General features: G+C 33.1%; 19 protein-coding genes. 1 reads left to right on the top strand and 18 read right to left on the bottom strand.

The annotated features are described in order from the left end of the window. Positions 1-45 precede the first annotated feature (45 nt). The 8 genes from J5E45_RS06100 to J5E45_RS06065 form a co-directional block, all read right to left on the bottom strand. Positions 46-1,089: a glycosyltransferase family 2 protein gene (locus J5E45_RS06100; protein ID WP_069793366.1), complete on the bottom strand. Its 1,044-nt coding sequence runs from the start codon at positions 1,087-1,089 to the stop codon at positions 46-48. A gap of 66 nt (positions 1,090-1,155) precedes the next feature. After that, a complete protein-coding gene (locus tag J5E45_RS06095; protein ID WP_208181836.1) occupies positions 1,156-2,646 on the bottom strand; it encodes a phytoene desaturase family protein in 1,491 nt (496 codons plus the stop codon). Beyond that, positions 2,647-3,120 carry a glycosyl-4,4'-diaponeurosporenoate acyltransferase CrtO family protein gene (locus J5E45_RS06090; RefSeq protein ID WP_208181834.1) on the bottom strand — a complete coding sequence of 158 codons (474 nt, stop codon included), beginning with the start codon at positions 3,118-3,120 and terminating at the stop codon, positions 2,647-2,649. A 4-nt stretch (positions 3,121-3,124) separates the two neighbouring features. Next, positions 3,125-3,625 carry a TspO/MBR family protein gene (locus tag J5E45_RS06085; RefSeq protein WP_101050587.1) on the bottom strand — a complete coding sequence of 167 codons (501 nt, stop codon included), beginning with the start codon at positions 3,623-3,625 and terminating at the stop codon, positions 3,125-3,127. A gap of 42 nt (positions 3,626-3,667) precedes the next feature. Next, positions 3,668-5,167: an NAD-dependent epimerase/dehydratase family protein gene (locus tag J5E45_RS06080; protein ID WP_107549785.1), complete on the bottom strand. Its 1,500-nt coding sequence runs from the start codon at positions 5,165-5,167 to the stop codon at positions 3,668-3,670. A 218-nt stretch (positions 5,168-5,385) separates the two neighbouring features. After that, positions 5,386-6,114, bottom strand: a complete 729-nt coding sequence (locus J5E45_RS06075) for a tryptophan-rich sensory protein (RefSeq protein ID WP_069793362.1) — start codon at positions 6,112-6,114, stop codon at positions 5,386-5,388. A 380-nt stretch (positions 6,115-6,494) separates the two neighbouring features. Beyond that, positions 6,495-6,800: a TM2 domain-containing protein gene (locus J5E45_RS06070; protein WP_039068217.1), complete on the bottom strand. Its 306-nt coding sequence runs from the start codon at positions 6,798-6,800 to the stop codon at positions 6,495-6,497. Between the two features lie 342 nt (positions 6,801-7,142). Further along, a complete protein-coding gene (locus J5E45_RS06065; RefSeq protein WP_039068218.1) occupies positions 7,143-7,649 on the bottom strand; it encodes a DUF805 domain-containing protein in 507 nt (168 codons plus the stop codon). A 223-nt stretch (positions 7,650-7,872) separates the two neighbouring features. Here J5E45_RS06065 and J5E45_RS06060 point away from each other — a divergent pair, with 223 nt between their 5' ends. Next, the gene (locus J5E45_RS06060) at positions 7,873-8,736 is read left to right on the top strand and encodes a hypothetical protein (RefSeq protein WP_237282804.1); all 864 of its coding nucleotides are present in this window, start codon (positions 7,873-7,875) and stop codon (positions 8,734-8,736) included. A 73-nt stretch (positions 8,737-8,809) separates the two neighbouring features. On the opposite strand, the gene J5E45_RS06055 is transcribed toward J5E45_RS06060, so the two are convergent. From J5E45_RS06055 to cntK, 10 genes are all read right to left on the bottom strand, one after another. Then, complete coding sequence (locus tag J5E45_RS06055) at positions 8,810-9,664, bottom strand: alpha/beta hydrolase (RefSeq protein ID WP_420882515.1); 855 nt, start codon at positions 9,662-9,664, stop codon at positions 8,810-8,812. A 303-nt stretch (positions 9,665-9,967) separates the two neighbouring features. Further along, positions 9,968-11,155 carry a staphylopine family metallophore export MFS transporter CntE gene (gene cntE / locus J5E45_RS06050; protein WP_208181833.1) on the bottom strand — a complete coding sequence of 396 codons (1,188 nt, stop codon included), beginning with the start codon at positions 11,153-11,155 and terminating at the stop codon, positions 9,968-9,970. Between the two features lie 11 nt (positions 11,156-11,166). Further along, positions 11,167-11,916 (bottom strand): ABC transporter ATP-binding protein, encoded by a 750-nt coding sequence (locus J5E45_RS06045; RefSeq protein WP_107549008.1) that lies wholly within the window; start codon positions 11,914-11,916, stop codon positions 11,167-11,169. Beyond that, positions 11,909-12,724 carry a staphylopine uptake ABC transporter ATP-binding protein CntD gene (gene cntD / locus J5E45_RS06040; RefSeq protein WP_107549007.1) on the bottom strand — a complete coding sequence of 272 codons (816 nt, stop codon included), beginning with the start codon at positions 12,722-12,724 and terminating at the stop codon, positions 11,909-11,911. Before cntD ends, J5E45_RS06045 begins: the two co-directional genes overlap by 8 nt. Next, the gene (gene cntC, locus J5E45_RS06035) at positions 12,721-13,590 is read right to left on the bottom strand and encodes a staphylopine uptake ABC transporter permease subunit CntC (protein WP_069793357.1); all 870 of its coding nucleotides are present in this window, start codon (positions 13,588-13,590) and stop codon (positions 12,721-12,723) included. The genes cntD and cntC overlap by 4 nt, the downstream gene beginning before the upstream one ends. Continuing rightward, positions 13,590-14,522, bottom strand: coding sequence for a nickel/cobalt ABC transporter permease (gene opp1B / locus J5E45_RS06030; protein ID WP_069793356.1), 933 nt, complete (start codon positions 14,520-14,522; stop codon positions 13,590-13,592). Before opp1B ends, cntC begins: the two co-directional genes overlap by 1 nt. A 15-nt stretch (positions 14,523-14,537) precedes the next feature. Further along, positions 14,538-16,136 carry a staphylopine-dependent metal ABC transporter substrate-binding lipoprotein CntA gene (cntA, locus tag J5E45_RS06025; protein WP_208181831.1) on the bottom strand — a complete coding sequence of 533 codons (1,599 nt, stop codon included), beginning with the start codon at positions 16,134-16,136 and terminating at the stop codon, positions 14,538-14,540. 110 nt (positions 16,137-16,246) lie between these two features. Next, complete coding sequence (gene cntM / locus J5E45_RS06020) at positions 16,247-17,539, bottom strand: staphylopine biosynthesis dehydrogenase (protein ID WP_208181830.1); 1,293 nt, start codon at positions 17,537-17,539, stop codon at positions 16,247-16,249. Next, positions 17,532-18,350 carry a staphylopine biosynthesis enzyme CntL gene (gene cntL, locus J5E45_RS06015; protein WP_107549003.1) on the bottom strand — a complete coding sequence of 273 codons (819 nt, stop codon included), beginning with the start codon at positions 18,348-18,350 and terminating at the stop codon, positions 17,532-17,534. The genes cntM and cntL overlap by 8 nt, the downstream gene beginning before the upstream one ends. 9 nt (positions 18,351-18,359) lie before the next feature. Then, on the bottom strand, positions 18,360-19,181 hold the full coding sequence (gene cntK, locus J5E45_RS06010) for a histidine racemase CntK (protein ID WP_208181823.1): 822 nt from the start codon (positions 19,179-19,181) through the stop codon (positions 18,360-18,362). Positions 19,182-19,504: the final 323 nt, after the last annotated feature.

Raw genomic sequence — 19,504 nt, 5'->3', positions numbered from 1 at the left:
CTCCTCAAAATGCCTTTAATTACTCGACATTTATAAAAAACTAAATTATAAATCTATTTTACGGCCTTTCCAATGTATACGTTTAAACACATTGATATCTAACCACGATTTAATAAATATCACTACAAAGCATATGAAAAGTACTGGATGACAAATACTTGTAATAAGACTAAAATTGCCTGTTCTTCTAATAAACAAGTGAAATTGTAAAGCATATATAAAATAAAAAATAATGGCTAATATCATATATAATGGGTCTAAATTAATAGAAAAGATTACAGCTAAGATAGTTACAAGTGACCCAAATAGCCATAAAAATACAAAAGTAAGTGTAGATTTTTTAGTTACTTGAGATCCAAGTGCAAAGTGTTTACTCCATCCCTCTAATAATGCTTTATATCCTTGGGGATACATTCTAAAATTGACTACCCCTTGACCTTCATATAATTTAACTGGCAAATCGTAATCATGATAAGCTTTACTTATGGCAAATCCTTCGATAATTTGGTCTTTAGCTTTCAAATGACCTTGTGTCAATTCATAATCTCGCTTATTCGTCAAAATCACAGGCCCAAATGCGCTTTGTTCTTTATTTGATGATTTAATTATTGAAAATTTATTCATACCGACGATTGTCATCAAATTAAAAATAGCCGATATATTTTCATATAATTTCTTTATCTTATGATAAGGCTGTATAGAAAGTAGACCTTTAGCGCCCTGTAAGTAATATTGATTGACTATACGTTGGATACTGTAACCATTTGTAAATTGAACATCCGCATCAACAAACATTAATAAGTTATGAGATGCAAATTGACTACCTTGCCAACAAGCATGCGATTTACCTTGCCATGTATCATTATTTTTAACAGTATATACGCTTGCACCGTGATATCGGGCAACGTCTGGGGTGTCATCTGTTGAACCATCATCCATAATGATAACTTCTATTTCTTGCTCTTCACCTATACTGTTAAGTAATTTAGGTAAGTTCTCAACTTCATTTCTAGCAGGTATAATAACACTGACCGCTGTCTGACCGCTGTCTTTTTCGGAGTTACTTATCACCGCTCGACGCGTATACATGCACATTCCACATATTAAAGATAATATCGTTAATACCATTGCTATCATATAAAGTACCATTCAACCTCAACTACTTTCTCCAATAATAATAGCTTCTGCAACTTGCATACCACTTAAGGTTACCATGGGCATACCCGCTCCTGGATTTACGGACCCACCTACAAAATACAAATTTTTATAATATTGACTTTTTTTAGGAAATTTAAAACCTTTATTCTTCTTCTTACTAGATACTACACCGTATATGGCGCCTTTATTAGAATTATATTTATTTTCTATATCATGCGGCGTCCATACATCTTCGTATACTATGTGCTGTCTTAAATCCTGTAAGCCCATAGACTCCAATTTGTCCAATATACGTTCTCGGAATTGATGATATTCCGCTTCACTAAATGGTTTGTTTTGAATATACGGTATATGTGGCAATATTTTTATATTTTCATGTCCTTCTGGTGCTTGTAGCTCATCTGTTTTATTTGTATTAACAACGTAAATTGTTGGATCTTCAGGCAAAACATATTGATGAAAAACTTCATCATAATTAACTTTAGAATTATTCGAAAAGAAAAAATTATGATGTCTAAGCTCTGGATAACTTTTATCCACGCCCAAATGCATGACATAACCCGAACTAGCTGGTTCAAATTTACGTTCCAATTTGTTTATTTTATGCTCATCAAAATTTAATAAATATTTATAAACAGGGATTACTTCCATATTAGATATAATGTAATCTGCATATATTTCTTCGTTATTTTCTAACGTTATCCCTGTCACTTCGCTTTGGTTATTATAATTTATATGTTTGACAGAGGCATTAAAATGTATATCCACCCCTAATTCTCTCGCTAATTGTTCCATCGCTTCTGCTAATTTATGGATCCCACCATCTACGTACCACAATCCTTCAACATGTTGCATTTGAGGCAGTAAGCTCAATACAGCTGGAGCATCATAAGACGAGGATCCTACATATTTGATAAAATATCCTAGCATTTCTCTCAAATAAGGGTTCTCGACTCTTTTGTTAATTGCTTGTTGCATTGTATGAAAATAGTCGAATTGTTTTAAGGCTGAAAATGGACCATGGTAACGGATAATTGCGGACATCGTATCTAATCCTTTATCAAAATAACTTCTTTTAGCAACTTCATGTATCTTTTGAGCATAATTAAAAAATGCAGTAAGTTGCTTTATATCTTTATTTGATAATGTTTCGTTATTTATTAATATATCTTCCATAGATTCATATAAATCTATAATTTGACCATCCGGATAAACATTTCTAATCTGTAATGCTAACTTGCGAATACTAACGTAATCTTCTAGCTTTTTGCCGCATTTTTGGAATAAATGTTGGAATACTTTAGGCATAGTCAAAATAGATGGACCGAGGTCAAATCCATAGTCACCTATTTCTAGCCTATTTACCTTTCCACCAATATGTTTATTTTGTTCATATAAATCCACTTTATAGCCTGCTTGAGCCATACAAATTGCACTGGAAACACCGCCCAAACCGCCTCCGATGACAACAACTTTCTTATTTCCCATTTAATCACCTTTTCTTTTTTGCAATTTTAAATAAATACGTATTAATTTAGGGCGATTATAGCGCTGTACAACCATACAAGGCACATTGGCTATAATGACATAGAACAGATTAATGATTTTAACGCTTTTAGATGATTTAAAAAATACAATAATAGGGATTATAGACAATAAATGTACAAGTTCAGCACGTCTAGTTTCTAATATAAATTGACGTATTTCATACATATTATTAGATATATCAAATGTCGTTTTACTCACAATATTGGGATTAATATTTTGGCCATCTGGTAAACGATGTTTCCAATATTGTACTTTAACTAATTGTTGCCATAATCGACCTTCTTGTTCAAAATTCCAACTTTTAAAATATATATTATCCTTCTCTAAATATTTATAATTAATACGCGTGCCAAATTGGGCAATGACCATTTGAACTATAAACCAATATAGCGCATTATATATTATTTTTTTCATCAATTTAATTCTCAGTTTTTCCTGTGTAGCTTGGATTCTCTTTATTTAAAAACCAATTGCCAGCCGTTAAATACGTTGCAAATGCACTCCAAAGCATGTATGGGACTAGCAAGATACCCGCAATCTTCTTCACATTGAAAAATTTTACAGTTGTAGTTATTACTGCACCAAGCAATACAACGCTCTCTACTAATGCACTGAAGCGTAACTTATATTTAAAGTACAAGACTGACCATAAGTAATTAAGCCCTAATTGTGTATAGTAAACGCCTCTTAAAGTCTTATGTTCTGATTTATTAGTCACTAGTGCATAAGCGACACCCATCGTTGTATAAAGTATTGGCCACACGATAGGAAAGACATATCCAGGCGGTGAAAAGGGTGGTTTAACATTCTTTTTATAGTCTTTTCGAGCATTTTTCACTGCAAATTTCCCTATAAATTTGCCACCGATAACTGGCGTTATAACTTTTATGATTGATTTAATTATCTCGCTTGCTTTCATTGTTAATCTCCTCTTCTTTATAACTAACTATACAACTAACCACTATAGTTCGGCATTAGACATATTGTTTCTTTTAGCTAAACACTTTTTCAATCCATATAATTTTAAAACCACTGCGCCTACAATAACGACAGGTAAAATAAATTTTTTCATATTTACGCCTCCTTTTTTAATACTTTTCGTAGTTTCCAACTTCAATTTAAAAAGATTCATTACACTTTTATGAACTTTTGCTTGAGTATACTTATACACCCACCATGGTAATGTAGGTTCATATTCTTGTAACGCTATAATACATTCATTGCTATTAGGCAATCTTCTAAACTCTAATCTCGCATTGCCCCCGTTTGAATCAAGAGCAAAGTCACCGCCTACAATACGGTACAAAATTCTTTCATCATTAGATGCAGTTTCATCTTTTTTTAATAAAAGTAAATCTTTATTCAAACATGGTACAGTTATTGAAAAGTTATCTTCATCAAAATCGCTATTAACGACGTTTAGTGTAATCTTATTTAAAAAATCAGCATACAATTCTGTTACTTGGCTTATATTCATGTCTTTAGGTAAGATTGCTCTTGAAATTGCGCGAACATCCTTAACTGCAGACTTACCTGATTTCTTATGTTTTTTTTGTTTTGTAGTTTCTTCCGCTAAAGCCTTACGTACACTCTCTCTAAAATCTATTTTGCCAACAGAGATACCTTCCACTGTATTTTCTTCATTTCTTACCATATCGTGAATCAAACTATCCATTAATGGATAAACCATCTCTTTTGGAACACCAGAAATCAATTTAACCCAATATTTACTTAGCCAAATTGGAATAATTGGTAAGTCTAAGGTAGGTAAACGTTTATCTAACACTTCAGCAGTTTGCTTAAATAAGTCTTTATATGTCATATGAGTTGGTCCACCAATATCAATTGATTCGTTACTATGTGGACTACGTTCTACGATCTTATAAAGCCCATTAATGACGTCTTCAATAGCTACTGGCAACGTTGTATTATATGCCCATTGTGGCAACAGTAACCCTGGTAGACGTTCCACCAATTTTTTTAGAATTGGGTAAGAGCTTCCTTTAGAACCTATAATCAAACCAGCCCTTAAAGTACTTACCGGTACGCCATAAGCCCCTAAAATACGCTCACACTCTAAACGACTTCTTAAGTGTGGTGATAATTCATTAGTTTTAGGTATTAATCCACTCATAAATACGATATGATCCACTTTATTAAAACTCGCTGCTTTTGCAAAATTGTCTGCTAGTAATGCATCCATATCTTCAAAACTTGCTTGTGTTAATTTAGCTGAAGGCATCATAGAATGCACTAAATATATAGCGATATCAATATCCTTCATCACTTCTGTTATCTCGTTCAAATCAAATAAGTCAGCGGATTTCCAAGTTACATTTTGTTCGTCCTTTTTATTCTCTATATGTCTAGAAACAGCTATAATTTCATAGTTTTCTTTTAATCTATTCATTAAATGACCGCCGATATAACCCGAAGCGCCAGTTAACAGAATTTTTTTCATAAATTTAGCCTCCAATAAAAAAGATGAGCAGGAAAATCTTCCTCAGCTCATCCTTTGCATAATAAGCCTGTTTGCTCATTACAATTAAATTAATTTAATTTAATTATGATAAGAGTTCTAAGTCTCTTGTATAATATAATACCCTTATATTATTAATGTATGCCTGTATAATTAAATTTAGTTAGATTTAATATTCTAATAACCACGCTTTTGAAAATCTAAAGCCTATCCCTAATGAAATTTTTCCAGACTATAATGACCGCATTAACAAATAATATAAAACTGGTCGTGATTAAAATAATATCTACGCTTAAATAATGATTACTATTTTCTATATAAATACCATAAAAAGGCCATATTAAGACCAATGGATATAGCCAATCTTTAAAAGAGATAGCTATAAAAACTCCAATCATTGTAGCTAAAATTAACGCTATAATCGTCCAACTTAATTCTGTTAAACCGAATATTGTTTTAACATGATAATTTATCGCTAACGAGAAAATATTAACGATAGTTGCGACAGTCGTCCAACCGAAATAAATTGAAATTGGGAAACGATTAAAACCTCGATAGCTGGATAATATTACATACATTTGAGCGATATTATAAAGTAACGCTATAATAACGATTACTGAAATTAAGAACCATTGTTGTGTATAAACAATAATCCAAACACTATTTAATATAAAATTAATAATAGGAAGATATTTTAATCGACTTACTACTTCTTTATCACGCGAGCGCATTAGCCACAATTTGATTAGCCATATTAAAATAAGCACATAGATTAAACCCCAAATTGCAAATGCGAAACCAGCAGGTTGAATAATTGCTTGTTTATTTTTGGCGATACTTCCTATATTACTACCACTTAAATAATTAACTGCAATCATGATCAAAAAAGCAATAAAATATAAAATTACCCATTTTCTTTGATTATTCATTAATAAGCCTCCTATCTTTAATTTAATAGATTGTATCATTTTTATTGGTTATAAATATATGATAAGTAACTGGCATTAAGCTTTATCAACAACTATTTAAAATATCGCTAAATTGAAAAAATTATATCATTTGAAACGTCAAGAAATTCAAAAAGCATTTAATCCAATTCTTTAACTAACATTTCTGATTAACAATAAATATCAATCAATTAAGGAGCTCAAATACATCAATGTTGTAAAATATTATACTAATACTTTATTTCCCCAATTCTAGACAATTGATACCTCTACTTCTATTTTCATTAAATATATTAAAAAAAGCAGTGAAGAAATCTATTGAATATAAATTCTTCACTGCTTAATAATGTTTTAAATTGTACTTACTTATTTTGCATGAATTTTACTTCAGCAGTGGCTTGCTCTCTTATGGACTGTTCTTCTTTATGTTTCCAACTTGGTATAAGAAATGCATCTATAATAATCCAAATAAAAGTCGGAATTCCTAAAGTCCACCAAGAAACTAATAATGTTAATGCAATTAAACCTATAGCAGATCCTGTTTTTCCAAAATAAAACCTATGACCTCCAAAACTACCTAGAAAAAACCATAAAAGATAAGCTATTCCAGTTGATTTTGAACGATTTGCAACTTGTTGTTCAATATAAGATTTTTCGTCTAAATTCATTTACATAGTCCCCTATTCATTTTATTTTATTTCATATAAACATACTAACATAATCAGAATTATATTAGACCTTTATTTTCAATAAATAATCAAAAATTTATATTACTTAAATAGTCAAGTTTCAAAATATTTTATACATTTTTAATTAATGATTGTTTTCTTGTGAACTACAACAATAAACTTTTTGTTATCGAAAAATGTAATTGCCTAATTTATTCAACTAAGTTCTCCAAAACTAAACTTTAAAGTAAGCGTTAATTTTACACACTTTTTAATAAACAAAAAGCTGGGCGCAATTAATTTGAATATGCTCCCAGCTCTATATGGTTACTTCTATTTTCATTATTGTGTATATACTTCGATATCAGTGTCGCAACTTCCTCCCGTACCGTACTTATTAGGTTCTTTATTACCTGCAAGAATTAGTACAAACCAAGTATAAAGCGTGACCAATCCTGCGATTACCGTACCGAAAATGCCAGCCATTACTGTAGCACCGAGCAAACCGTTGCTTTCTGTATTAGCAACAACGACAATAACACCTATAATAAATAAAGTTGCAGCAATTAACGTAATAAAACCACTAATATATGAAACGATGGCAAGAATCATAGTACGATTTGTATCATGTAAACGTCTTACCATCACAGTGAAAGTAGGAATAATAATAGCTATCGCAAATAAGCCACTAAGTAAACCACTCGATACAACACCCAAAACCGAAGATATTAAAAAATTAATCCAAAAAGGATGCCAAAATTCAGGACGTGTTGACCTTCCATTAACATCAATAAAACGTGTCCAAAATGCTTTGTAACTTTCGATAACTTGATTCTGTGAACTGTCCATTTAAACTCCCCTATAAGTTTGATAATTACAGTGTACTAAAATAAAGTTGTACATAGCAAACTACATTTTTTACTTATGTATGAAACATATTTTAAACATCAAATACTCTCAATGATGGACTGAATTTTTTTGCAAACAATAAAATATTGAAAAATAAGATTTCTGACAACTAATTATGTATAATGAATTATAACAATATTCTTTATTTTAAAGGGGGATTTTTTTGAAATTTAAATACTTAGCATTTGGGGCTATAATAACCACTATGATTCTATCTGCATGTGACATCAACATTAATACAGGTTCAGGAGAAGATTCCAAAGACACAAGCAATCAAGACCAACATAATAACAATCGAAGTAGCAATGATGACCAAACAAAGTCTAACAACGAAACTTCCTCAGATAATTCAAATAGCAATAGTGAAAATATAAATTCACCAGAACACTATGCTAAAGTATGGATTTCCGTCATTGAAAATAATGGTGGTAATGTAGACCCATCCAATACTGAAATCACACATGCAGACGTGTCTGGCAAGGCGTTAAACCCTTATAACGAGAGCGCTTCAGCCACATTCCCAAACGGAACTCAAGCATTATACGGCACACCTACTGCTGCTGGGCAAGTTATATACAAAGATAACAATGATGGGACAGTAAATATCTATGATGTGCCTAGCCATTTTCAAGACAAACGTTGGGATGAGGATGAATATTCAAAAAACCAATCTAACAACATACTTAATAATCCAAAAACTGTAAAATTAAAAGACTTCTCACAAAGTGAACTAGATAATTGGGTACCTGTTATCTCTGAATCTAACGAATCACAAGCACAAGATAGTAGCGAAAGTGATAGCGATAAGGATACTAGTGTGACGCGAAAAAATGTAATTGATATAGTAGAAGAATACGAAGGACACAGTTTAAACACTTCTCAATATACTTATAAAGAGCCCGAGCAAAGTGATGATGGAGACTGGGGATTCTCATTCACTGATAAAAATGGAGATTTAGCAGGTTCTTATATAATTGACCAAGATGGAAATGTAACGAAATATGATGAAGACGGTGAACCCGAATAAATATCAAAAATAAAAAAGCGAGATGCTAATTTGCATTTCGCTTTTTTATACTAATTTAAAAAACTATGTCATCTTATTTCGTCCATAAAAATGCTATAAATTCTTTAGCAACTTCTTTGTTTTCATGTAACTGGCTGTGTTGTGCTGATTTACCCTCATACTTGGATTCTCTATAGCTTTTCGGACTATCACCAAGTAAATATTTTAACGACTTAGATGAACTATTAGATATACGTCCATCAGAGCTAGTTCCATCTTTCAAATCACCAAATATATTTAATACGTCGATATTTTTACCTTTATATATCTCTTTAAGTTGTTGTAATTCTTGATATGGCTGATTCATGCGGCTAGGTTTGCCATTAGCATCCACACTAATTTCATTCACTTGTTCATTCATATTTAATACGCCATTATATGTCCCAGCAATATTCACTTGTTTATTCAATTGAGGTAACGACGGGTCATTCCCATACGTCAGCATATATTGAGCAAATGATAAATTACCCATAGAATGACCTACAAAATTAAACTTATTAATGTCGTATTCACTTTGCAATTTCGTTAATACATTTTTAAACCATTTCGCATTTTTATCAAGATCACCTTGCTTATTATTGGCAAGTTCAATTTGTACGATAGGATTAGTTGTATCTTTTTCAAGTTTCCCTTTTAATTCAACCTCTCCACCTTTAGAAACATTCGCTGTAATCACATCTTTAGTAACCCCATTTTGTTTGGCTTGTTTAACCATAAATTTTTCTGAATTTGCGCTCCCACCATAACCATGTAAAAATAGTGTAGGCGTTGAGCTATTCATAAAATTTGCTTGTGCAGGTTTTTCCACCGTAGATTGGTTTTGAGTAAACACCTTTATAGTAATAAATGCCACAATAGTAACAATAACGACGATACATATGCCCCAAATCCATAACTTCCTCACTACAATAACCTCTATTCTGTCATTTTGTTTTAAGTATAAAGTAAGCTAACAAGTATTTCCTTATTATTTATTTGAATACCCAAATAAAAAAACGCTATAAAATGCCTTACTTAAGCAATTTATAGCGTTTATTATATGTTTTATATGTAATATCTCTATCATTTTAAACTGACTCAGTAAATCACTTTAGAACCCTCGCCAAGTAAAATAATACATACACTACTATTTTCATGATTGTAATTACTTCACTTTTCAATCATCATGTACTAAAGCTTTTGATAATCTACGCTAACTCGACTTATAGGATATAGGACGTTTTATCACACTTAAAACCATGACGCAAATCACAAGCAGACCACAAATAATGTACATCCATTTAAACCCTAGTGAATCAGATATCGGTCCCATTATGACACTTCCCAAAGAAATACCTAAATCTGCACATGCAATAAACAATCCTAATAACATGTTACGGCCTACTTTAGGTAAGACAAAACTTAGATAAGATGTTAATGTTGGGTATACCAATGCTTGTGTGATACCGATTAAGATTGCGCTCGCATAGAAAATCACGATACCTACTTGTGGACCAAACGCCACAGCAAAAGATGCAATCATTAGTGACGATAAGACAGTCACCATAAATTTTGGATGCCATAATCCATCCGATGGGATATATTTCCTTAAATAAAATCTTGCTACAACCACAGCTACAGCTTGAATAGTCAGGAATATGCCCGCACTCGCAAAGCCATAATTCACAGTGTACAACGGAACAAAAGTACTTACCGCACCAAATACAATCGATGCTACAATCATGATTAAACCACTATTGAACAACTCTTTGTTTTTGAAAAACTGAGCAAATACCGTAACTGCATTAAATGACATTTTTTCAATTTTATGGGACGTATCCGGTTCTTGTTCAGCAATTGTGACACGATAACCAAAGAACGTGGTGGATAACGCAATAAAAATAATAACAATCGCAAAAATGGAAATATTATCAGCGTGCCAAATACCTATGGCTATAATTGGGCCAATCAAATTGGGGATTGTCGAAAATAGCGAATACAACGAGACCCCTTCTGAACGGTGCTCTTCTGGTAAAGCATCAATAATTCCTAGTTGTAATGACATCGAGAAGAATGCTGTACATACACCTTGCATCACACGTGCCAAGAAATATCCTTCTAATCCAGTAAAACCATATAGAATTAAAGCAATTGCATTAATAATTAAAATGATGCGTAATACTTTAATCGGGCCAACACGTGCAATAATTTGTCCTGCCCACGGTCTAAATACCATAGCAGTTAGCATATAAGCACCCATTACAATACCGATAACCGTATTTGTAGCTCCTATATCATGTCCTCGTAATGGTATAAAGACATTCAAAATAGCGTTAGCACTAAAAAACATTAATGTTAGTATATATAATCTCAAAAAAGGCCATGCCATAGCACCTTTCATTGTCTCACTCCTTAGAATGATAGTTGTTTTTCAATCAATGCTTTTGTATAAGCATTATCACTTAGATGTAGATCTTTGGTTGCAATTTGTTCTTCAATTTTGCCGTTTTTAAAAATAATTAACTGCTCACATAAATAGGTGGCAGCTTGAATATCATGTGTAATAAAAATATAACTTAACTGCCTTTTCGAGCGTAAATTTACTAACAAATCTAAAATTTGGGTTTGAATCGACATATCTAAAGAACTGATTGCTTCATCGAACAATATATATTTAGGGTTCATACATATGGCGCGTGCAATCGCCACACGTTGCGCTTCACCGCCGGATAACATATTTGGATATTTGTCCATATATACTTTCGATAATCCAACTTCTTCTAATAATTCAATCGCTCGTGCCTCCATGACTGCCTTAGGTTGATTGTCACACTGGCACATCACTTCTAATAATATTTCTTTCACTGATTGGAAAGGATGTAATGAAGATGTGTAATCTTGAAAAACCGCACTTATTTGATGATTTCTCACCTTTTTCTTATAAATGGGTTGATCATTCAACGTTACTGAACCTTTGTTAGGCTTCTCAATACCTAGTACCATCCTACTCAATGTTGATTTTCCGCTACCACTCTCGCCGATAATTGCAATTGCTTTACCAACTGGACATTCAAAAGATACATCTTTAACAATAGGGGTCATGCTACGCTGAAACATTTGTGAACGCGAATACGACTTTTCAACATTCATAATCTTAAGCATTTGATTCCCCCCTTAGCACAGATTTAAAATAATCATTAACTTTTTTTCGTGTAGATAATAAATATTGAGTATACGTTTGTTGTGGTTGGTATAGCACCGCTTCTCTAGTTCCTTCTTCAATAAGTTGTCCATTCCTCATCACAACTACTCGATCTGCGATATGATTAATCACTGTTAAGTCATGGGAAATAAAAATCATGGCACAATCGAAATGTTGCTTAATATCTTTAAACGCCTGTAACACATCATATTGCGTAATAGTATCTAAAGCTGTCGTTGGTTCATCTGCAATAATTAATCTAGGTTTTAATGCCAAAGCTAAAGCAATCATCAAACGCTGTAACATACCACCCGATAACATATAGGGATACGACTTTAATATCTGTTTGGGATTGTTTAACCCCATATAATCCATATATTCTGTCAATGTTACTTCGATTTCTTGAATAGATAGTTGTGTATGAACCTTCATAGTTTCAATTAATTGCTTGCCCACAGTAGATGAAGGATCGAATGCACGGCTACCTTGTTGCATAACCATCGCAATATCTTTACCTCTATGCTTCTTTAACTGCATCTCTGACAAAGTAAGCATTTGTACATTATTAAATGTCACTTTTCCTTCAACACTTAAACGCTTAGGATTTAAACCTACTAAAGCTTTACATGTAACTGACTTACCACTACCACTTTCACCAATAATACCTAACACTTCACCTTTAGACACTGTAAAATTTACGTCGTTAACAATGGTCTGATTTGTCCAGCTATCTTTGATAAACAGATGTTGTACTGTTAATAACGTCATGATTGCACCAACCCTTTCTTCACAGAACGTAGTTTTTCCTTTGAAGATATCCTTGGATCAATCGCAATTTGTAATGCATCTGATAAAAAGTTAAATGCCATAACGATAATAACGATTGCAATACCTGGAGCAAACATCATTTCTGGATGAGTAAACATTACTTTTCTAGCTTCATTGAGCATCATGCCCCACTCAGCAGTCGGCGCTTTAACACCTAACCCTAAAAATGAAAATCCAGATATTTGTAAAATCATAGAACACATAGAACTACTTGAGATTATTGCAATATCACCAAGTGTCAACGGCATAATATGTCTGCGAATAATTTTCAAATCACTCATGCCAATTGTCTTGGCAAATTTAACGTGATCTGAAGCAGTATATTGCATAACACTTGTGCGAATCACACGACAAAACCACGCCCAGCGCGTTAAAATAAATGCCATAATAATATTTTCAGCGCCCATACCAAATAACGCAATCAGTGCGAGTGTAACAACATAACTAGGAAATGCTAGCATCACATCACACATACGCATGATAAACGCATCAATATAACCCCGGAAATAACCAGAAACAAATCCTAATATGGCACCAACCAAAACAGAAATAAAAAGCGCTACAAAAACATATAATAAGCTAGGTCTAATCGCATAAATCAACCTCGTTAAAATATCTCGTCCTAAATGATCAGTTCCTAAGAAATGTTGTAAACTTGGTCCACTATATTTGTTAGCTGTGTCAATATGATTAGGGTCGTGTGTTGTCACCAAGGGGGCTGCAAAACCTAACACAACATATATGACAATAATGGCTAGAGCGATAACAGCGCCCCTGTCTTGTAATAAACGTTTTAAAATAATCATCACGATGCCTCCCTTAATCTTGGATTCAAGAGTGCATTGATTATATCTGCTAATGTATTAAATACAACAAATAGTATAGCCACAATTAATACATACGCTTGTATGACAGGAAAATCATGTTCTAATATGGCTTTCAAGCTTAATTGCCCTAATCCTGGCCAAGCAAATATATACTCTATTACTACTAAACCACCCATAATCATTGGTATAGACATGCAGAAGATTGAGACGGCAACTTGTAATGCATTACGCAATACGTGCAACATTAAAGTTGTAGTCTTCACACCACATGCTTTCAAATACAGTACATAATCTTCATTCAACTGCTCAACAATTGAACGCCTAATATTTCTAAAGTAAATACCAGCATATGCAATTGTGATAACAACAACTGGCAATATGTAACTTTCAGGACCTGTCAGTCCAGAAGTTGGCAATAAATTTAAATTTACAGAAATGTAAATGATTAACATCGAAGCAATCCAATAAGATGGTAAGCCTGTTAGAAAGAAAGCCACAGAACGTATCGCACGATCTGCAAATCCCCCTCTTGTTAAGGCACTGACAACCCCTAAAATAATTGATGTAATCATTACGAAAATGCTAGAAATGACAGTTAATTTTAATGTGTTAAAAAACGCTGGACCAATACGTTCTGCAACAGGGTCGCCTGTAATATAACTCGTACCGAAGTCTAACTGTAATGCTTGAAATAGCCAATTCTTATATTGAATCAATAATGGGTCATTTAAACCGTATTTCTCATTTGTTTCTTCAATTAGTTGCGGCGATACATCCGGTGTACCTTGTGCATGCAAAATTGTAACCGCCGGGTTTTCATCCGTTATATAAGTTAGTAAAAATATCATAAAGCTCACTACAATCATCAGTGGAACCATAATCATCATGCGCTTTAAAATAAATTTGAACATTATAAATGCACTCCTTTATTTAAATTGCATTTCATTAAAAGGCAATTCATATTGCGACTGTGTAAATGATAATTTCTCTAAATCATTAGGTGCAACCACTGTCATTCTGCCGTGTGATATAGGAATGAAAATACCTTCATCATCTATTTGTTGTAAAATTTGTTTATATGCATCAGAACGCTGTTTATCATCTTGGATTTTAAATGATTCATCAATATTGTTGTATAGCTCTTTTTTGTTGGCGATACCTGCTGTCGCACTTTCATAACCGTTACTTGCTTTAAATGCGCTTATTGTACTTTGTGGGTCATATAATAATCCCCAAGTTTGATTAAACATTAAGTCATAGTCACCAGATGTACGACGTTCTGCAACTTTGTCTGATGTATCACCACTAATTTGTAATTGAACACCCATTTTCTTAAATTCTGCTTGTAAAAATTCTGCTTGTTCTTTTTGACTAGAAGATCCTTTGTCATAATACATAGTCATTGTTAATTCTTTACCATCTTTGTTACGGACATTACTATCTTTTTCTTGTTTCCAACCCGTTTCATCTAACAGCGTTTCCGCCTTTTTAACATCATATTTACGCGTAGGCATGTCAAAATTAATATCTGTAACATTCTTCGCGAATAGTTGTGTTGCCGGCTTTTCTTCGCCATCTAAGATCTCTTTAGTTATTTTATCTCTATTTACCATATGACCAATCGCTTGTCTTACATTTTTATCACTCACTGGACTATCTTTCTTACCAGAATTTGCGACTAACATTTTTGTATTCATAGGCTGGCTACGTTTAACTTGGTAATCGCCAGAATCTTTCAATTGCTTTAAAGCGTCTTTGTCTAAGCTAACTGTGCCTCTATCGTCTGTAAAAGCAAAGTTCGTCTCACCCTTTTTCATTGATAAAAAGGCAGTCTCACCTGCTGGCATTACTTTTGCTTGTATTTTATTTAACTTAGCTTTTTCGCCCCAATAATCATTATTTTTATTAAAATCTGCTGACTCGTCTTTTTTATGTTCACCCAGTTTAAATGGACCTGTGCCATCAAATGATTTCACGCCATTCTTAGTTCCATCATCCTTAAAATCTTTAGGTGATACAAATACATATGGTCGCGGCATTGCTAATTCTGCTAAAGCTGGCTGATATGGTTCTGTTAACTGAAGTTCGACGGTATATTTGTCTTTAACACTAACATTATCAATTAATGTTGAAATCTTTAACCATGAATGTAATTTTTTATTTTGTTGAACTGCATCAATATTTTTCTTAACTGCCTCAGCGTCAAACCCTGTACCATCATGGAATTTAACATCATCACGCAAATGGAAAGTATACGTTTTACCATCATCAGATACATCCCAATTTTTAGCTAATAATGGCTTGATACCGTCTTTAGTATTACGTACAAGTGGCTCATAAATCATACTTTCTGCAGACATAGACCCTCCATAAACATGTGGATTCATATCTCCAATATCTTTCACTGTTGTATACGTTAACTGCTTGTTCTCTTTCTTCTCTTCTATGCCTTTGCCGTTTCCACATCCCGCTAAAATAACACCTGATGCAATTAATACTGCACTCATCTTAGTAAGTTTGTTCATTATTTTTCCTCTTTCTCATTTAAAAATTGTAATATCATTTTTAATCGTGTGGATCATACTTATGTAAAATCAAAAACCATTTAATATTTTTATATTACAAATCATTGTCACTAAATCTTACCTTTGGTATCTAAGTACACCTCTACCAAAGATTTATCATCTTTATATAAGTTCACGTTGAATTGTGATGATAATTGTTGGTTATGCTTTTTATAGTCCTGACAATATTGTTCATAACGCTTCATAAATGTATCAATCATTGGTGTCTTAATACCTAATAGTTTGCCAATATGTTGAATAATTGAAGTACGGTAATAATCCTCACTTGGCATACGTGGTATATGAACGACGCCTTGTTCATTTTCATAAAGCTGCTTAATCGGTACCGCGGAAAAATCAAAATAGCGGCCGTGTTGATCAGGCTCTGAAAACGGATCTATTAATATTGCTGTATATCTCACATACAGTAAATATTCTTGATGAATTGCCGGTAACTTTTCAAAACTGTAGACATCATCATCCGCTAATGTCTCAGGACGCACAGGATAGTTTTCTTTCACCATGAATTCCAAAAGGTTGACTGACGGCACACTAAATTCTGCTAAAATCGTCATCATCTCTGTCCACATCAAACGCATTTCATGAATGAGTGTCATCGTAATTGGACCTTCTGGAAATAACTTATACACATAAACAGGTACTTCTGTCCCTTCAAAAATAATTTTTAATGAAAAATCATTCATAAATAATGGTGGGTGCACATACAAAGAACTATTGCGTGTTTCTGCATGTAAAGCTGTTGGCATATCTACCAAATTTATGTGAAATTGCTTGAACACACTTGTTAAATAATTGATTGTTGCTGAATGCTCACGATTAGAACCTACGTATAATTTCGTCTTCAACCCAGTGGTTACAACCTGGTTAGGTTGCTCAGTATCATACAAACGCGTGTCACCCAGATATGTAGAAAATGATATAACTTCGAGGTCCTTATTGAAGTTAGTCACATACTGCTCGACAATCATTTGCGAACCAAACGTAGGCGATACTAACAAGATACGCTTTACTTTTTCTAATGTTACTGTCGATAGTTGTGATAATGTACTATGATATGCATCTGCCGTACACGCCATAATAATTGTGTCATAGTGACCATTAACAACTTCTATATCTTTATACAAATGACTAATTTGGAAGCGGCCTTCCATGTGTTTATGAGCATCATTTTGGGTTGTTACTTCAAAGTAATTATCGTTTTGATATGCTTGATATAACTTTTGTGATTTCAACGAGGTAGAGGCACGGCCTACCATATCTATTTCCTTCTCTGTTGTCAGACGGCACAGCTGGGCTAATTGAATTGCAACTGGCCCAGTACCGATAATTAATATTTTAGACATCCGCTACACCAACCTTTATTGATGCCTTTCGATATAAAGCAATATCAAAAATTTGATCAGATTGTATACGTTTATCTACACATTGCCATTTATCTACGCTAGTTTTCTCAGAGGGATAGTTAAATAATGATTTGATTCCATCACCAAATCGCATTGCAACAACAACATTTTCATTCGTTAAATCATAAAGTTGCTCCAATATGTCATATTTAATTGGAATTGTTGAACTAAATATAATATGTGTCACTTCTTTGATATCTACTAATTGGTCTACTGTCTGCTCTGTAATCTCTATATCTTCATTTGGTGCTAATACTTTAACAATCCTTTGACCTAAATCAACTGCCGTTGGATCAATATCAATGCCAATAACAGAAGCACCAGTCTCCTTTGCCACTTGAATGAGTGTCATAGGATATGCACCAGATCCAACTAACAATAATTTGTCTTTTTCAGTTATATGACATTGCCCAAATTCCTCATTAATACAGTGCTCGATGTTATCAAAGTATCCTGAAGTAGAAGCCTTACCGTCTAATAAACGTTGTGCTCGAATAACTTCTACTTGTTTAACACATTGGGCTGATATGAATTGAAGTCTCGTTGTAAGATGTTCTTTAACCGCTTCATCTTCCCAATCTTCATACAATCTTCTAAAAACTGGATTTAATATAAACTGACTATACTCATCCACTAATGTTTCTAATGCATCAATGTAGTCACTATTTTCTAAGACATTTTCATATAGTGTTTCAAAATTTAATAAATATTTATGTAATATAGCACTAATCTCTTTCTCTAAATTATTCATTTTAGTCTCCTATTCTATAAATGCTTTTCCTGTTGCGACTGTTGAGACTTGCCCTTTAATGGAAGTTTGAAACCCAGACTTTGGACATTTCCTAGATGTCACTAGAATGTTGCCACCTGGCTGATAAACTATAAAATCCTCGCATGCACTTTCAGCGTTATAATTTTTAAAAACGCCGACCGATGCAGTACCAGAACCACAGCTATTTTCCCAAACTAAGCTTTGAATTTCTGGTATAAAAATAAGCGGCTTAAGAAACTGACGTTGTTCATCAAATAACATGATACCTATCGTTTTATACTTATTACTCCATGTTTGCTGACGGACAAATTGTTCAACCTGATGTTGCAATTTGGTAGTCACTTCAGTGACTGGAACAACAAAATGTACATATGACTCATATATAATTTCTATTGCATGCCGTTGTTGCTGATCAATATTAAGCTTTTTTGCGGACACGCGTTGTGCTTGGGGCATACTGACTTCATAATGTTGATTGCTATGTACTTCACACTGAACCAACCCTGAACATCCCGAAACTTTAACTGCACATTGCCGTTTTTGCAGTATATTACTTTCTTGTAAATAATGTATGTATGACATTGTGGCATTACCACAAAATTCATTTCCGCTCATAACTAAATGACAACTTTTATTAAAGTCCGTATCAGTGGACTCTATAAACCCAACTTGCTCACAACAAACATGACTCGTTGTCATTAATTGGTTAGCTATGGATGCGTAATCTCTTGAATAATGTTGCGAATGCACTAGTATCGTCATATTCCCCGATGGATTATACTTAGAAAATTCTATAACCTTTCGATTCATACGACTCTCCTTCTATTTAAAATTTTTATATAAGCCTGCTAACATTGATTAAAAAACTTTGGCTCATTGCGCAGCCTTATCAAATCGTAATAGTTACGATTTGATTTATATCATATATTGGTCTTTTATGGTTGTCAATACAAATGATAATATTTTTCAATTAATAATTATTAAAAAAACTTGAATTGGGTATTTATTGTAAAAAGTACATGTGGGAATTTTTTAAATTTTTATATAAAAAATAAAGCCCCAATCATTCACTAATACATAAAAAATACTGTAAATGACGAGACTTTATAGGTTTTGTTTGTTAGTTATAATAT

It is taken from the genome of Staphylococcus shinii (assembly GCF_017583065.1).
Lineage (GTDB): Bacteria > Bacillota > Bacilli > Staphylococcales > Staphylococcaceae > Staphylococcus > Staphylococcus shinii.
Note: the sequence above shows the minus strand (reverse complement) of the source record. Positions and strands in the feature narration are given on the sequence as shown.

Bases quoted from the DNA above. Each gene is read 5' to 3' on its own strand.
- cntE (WP_208181833.1), bottom strand. From the start codon at position 11,155: ATGAAAGGTGCTATGGCATGGCCTTTTTTGAGATTATATATACTAACA.
- J5E45_RS06085 (WP_101050587.1), bottom strand. From the start codon at position 3,625: ATGAAAGCAAGCGAGATAATTAAATCAATCATAAAAGTTATAACGCCA.
- J5E45_RS06095 (WP_208181836.1), bottom strand. From the start codon at position 2,646: ATGGGAAATAAGAAAGTTGTTGTCATCGGAGGCGGTTTGGGCGGTGTT.
- J5E45_RS06080 (WP_107549785.1), bottom strand. From the start codon at position 5,167: ATGAAAAAAATTCTGTTAACTGGCGCTTCGGGTTATATCGGCGGTCAT.
- J5E45_RS06045 (WP_107549008.1), bottom strand. From the start codon at position 11,916: ATGCTTAAGATTATGAATGTTGAAAAGTCGTATTCGCGTTCACAAATG.
- cntM (WP_208181830.1), bottom strand. From the start codon at position 17,539: ATGTCTAAAATATTAATTATCGGTACTGGGCCAGTTGCAATTCAATTA.
- J5E45_RS06075 (WP_069793362.1), bottom strand. From the start codon at position 6,114: ATGAATAATCAAAGAAAATGGGTAATTTTATATTTTATTGCTTTTTTG.
- cntL (WP_107549003.1), bottom strand. From the start codon at position 18,350: ATGAATAATTTAGAGAAAGAGATTAGTGCTATATTACATAAATATTTA.
- J5E45_RS06090 (WP_208181834.1), bottom strand. From the start codon at position 3,120: ATGAAAAAAATAATATATAATGCGCTATATTGGTTTATAGTTCAAATG.
- cntD (WP_107549007.1), bottom strand. From the start codon at position 12,724: ATGACGTTATTAACAGTACAACATCTGTTTATCAAAGATAGCTGGACA.
- J5E45_RS06070 (WP_039068217.1), bottom strand. From the start codon at position 6,800: ATGAATTTAGACGAAAAATCTTATATTGAACAACAAGTTGCAAATCGT.
- cntA (WP_208181831.1), bottom strand. From the start codon at position 16,136: ATGAACAAACTTACTAAGATGAGTGCAGTATTAATTGCATCAGGTGTT.
- opp1B (WP_069793356.1), bottom strand. From the start codon at position 14,522: ATGTTCAAATTTATTTTAAAGCGCATGATGATTATGGTTCCACTGATG.
- cntK (WP_208181823.1), bottom strand. From the start codon at position 19,181: ATGAATCGAAAGGTTATAGAATTTTCTAAGTATAATCCATCGGGGAAT.
- J5E45_RS06065 (WP_039068218.1), bottom strand. From the start codon at position 7,649: ATGGACAGTTCACAGAATCAAGTTATCGAAAGTTACAAAGCATTTTGG.
- J5E45_RS06100 (WP_069793366.1), bottom strand. From the start codon at position 1,089: ATGTATACGCGTCGAGCGGTGATAAGTAACTCCGAAAAAGACAGCGGT.
- cntC (WP_069793357.1), bottom strand. From the start codon at position 13,590: ATGATTATTTTAAAACGTTTATTACAAGACAGGGGCGCTGTTATCGCT.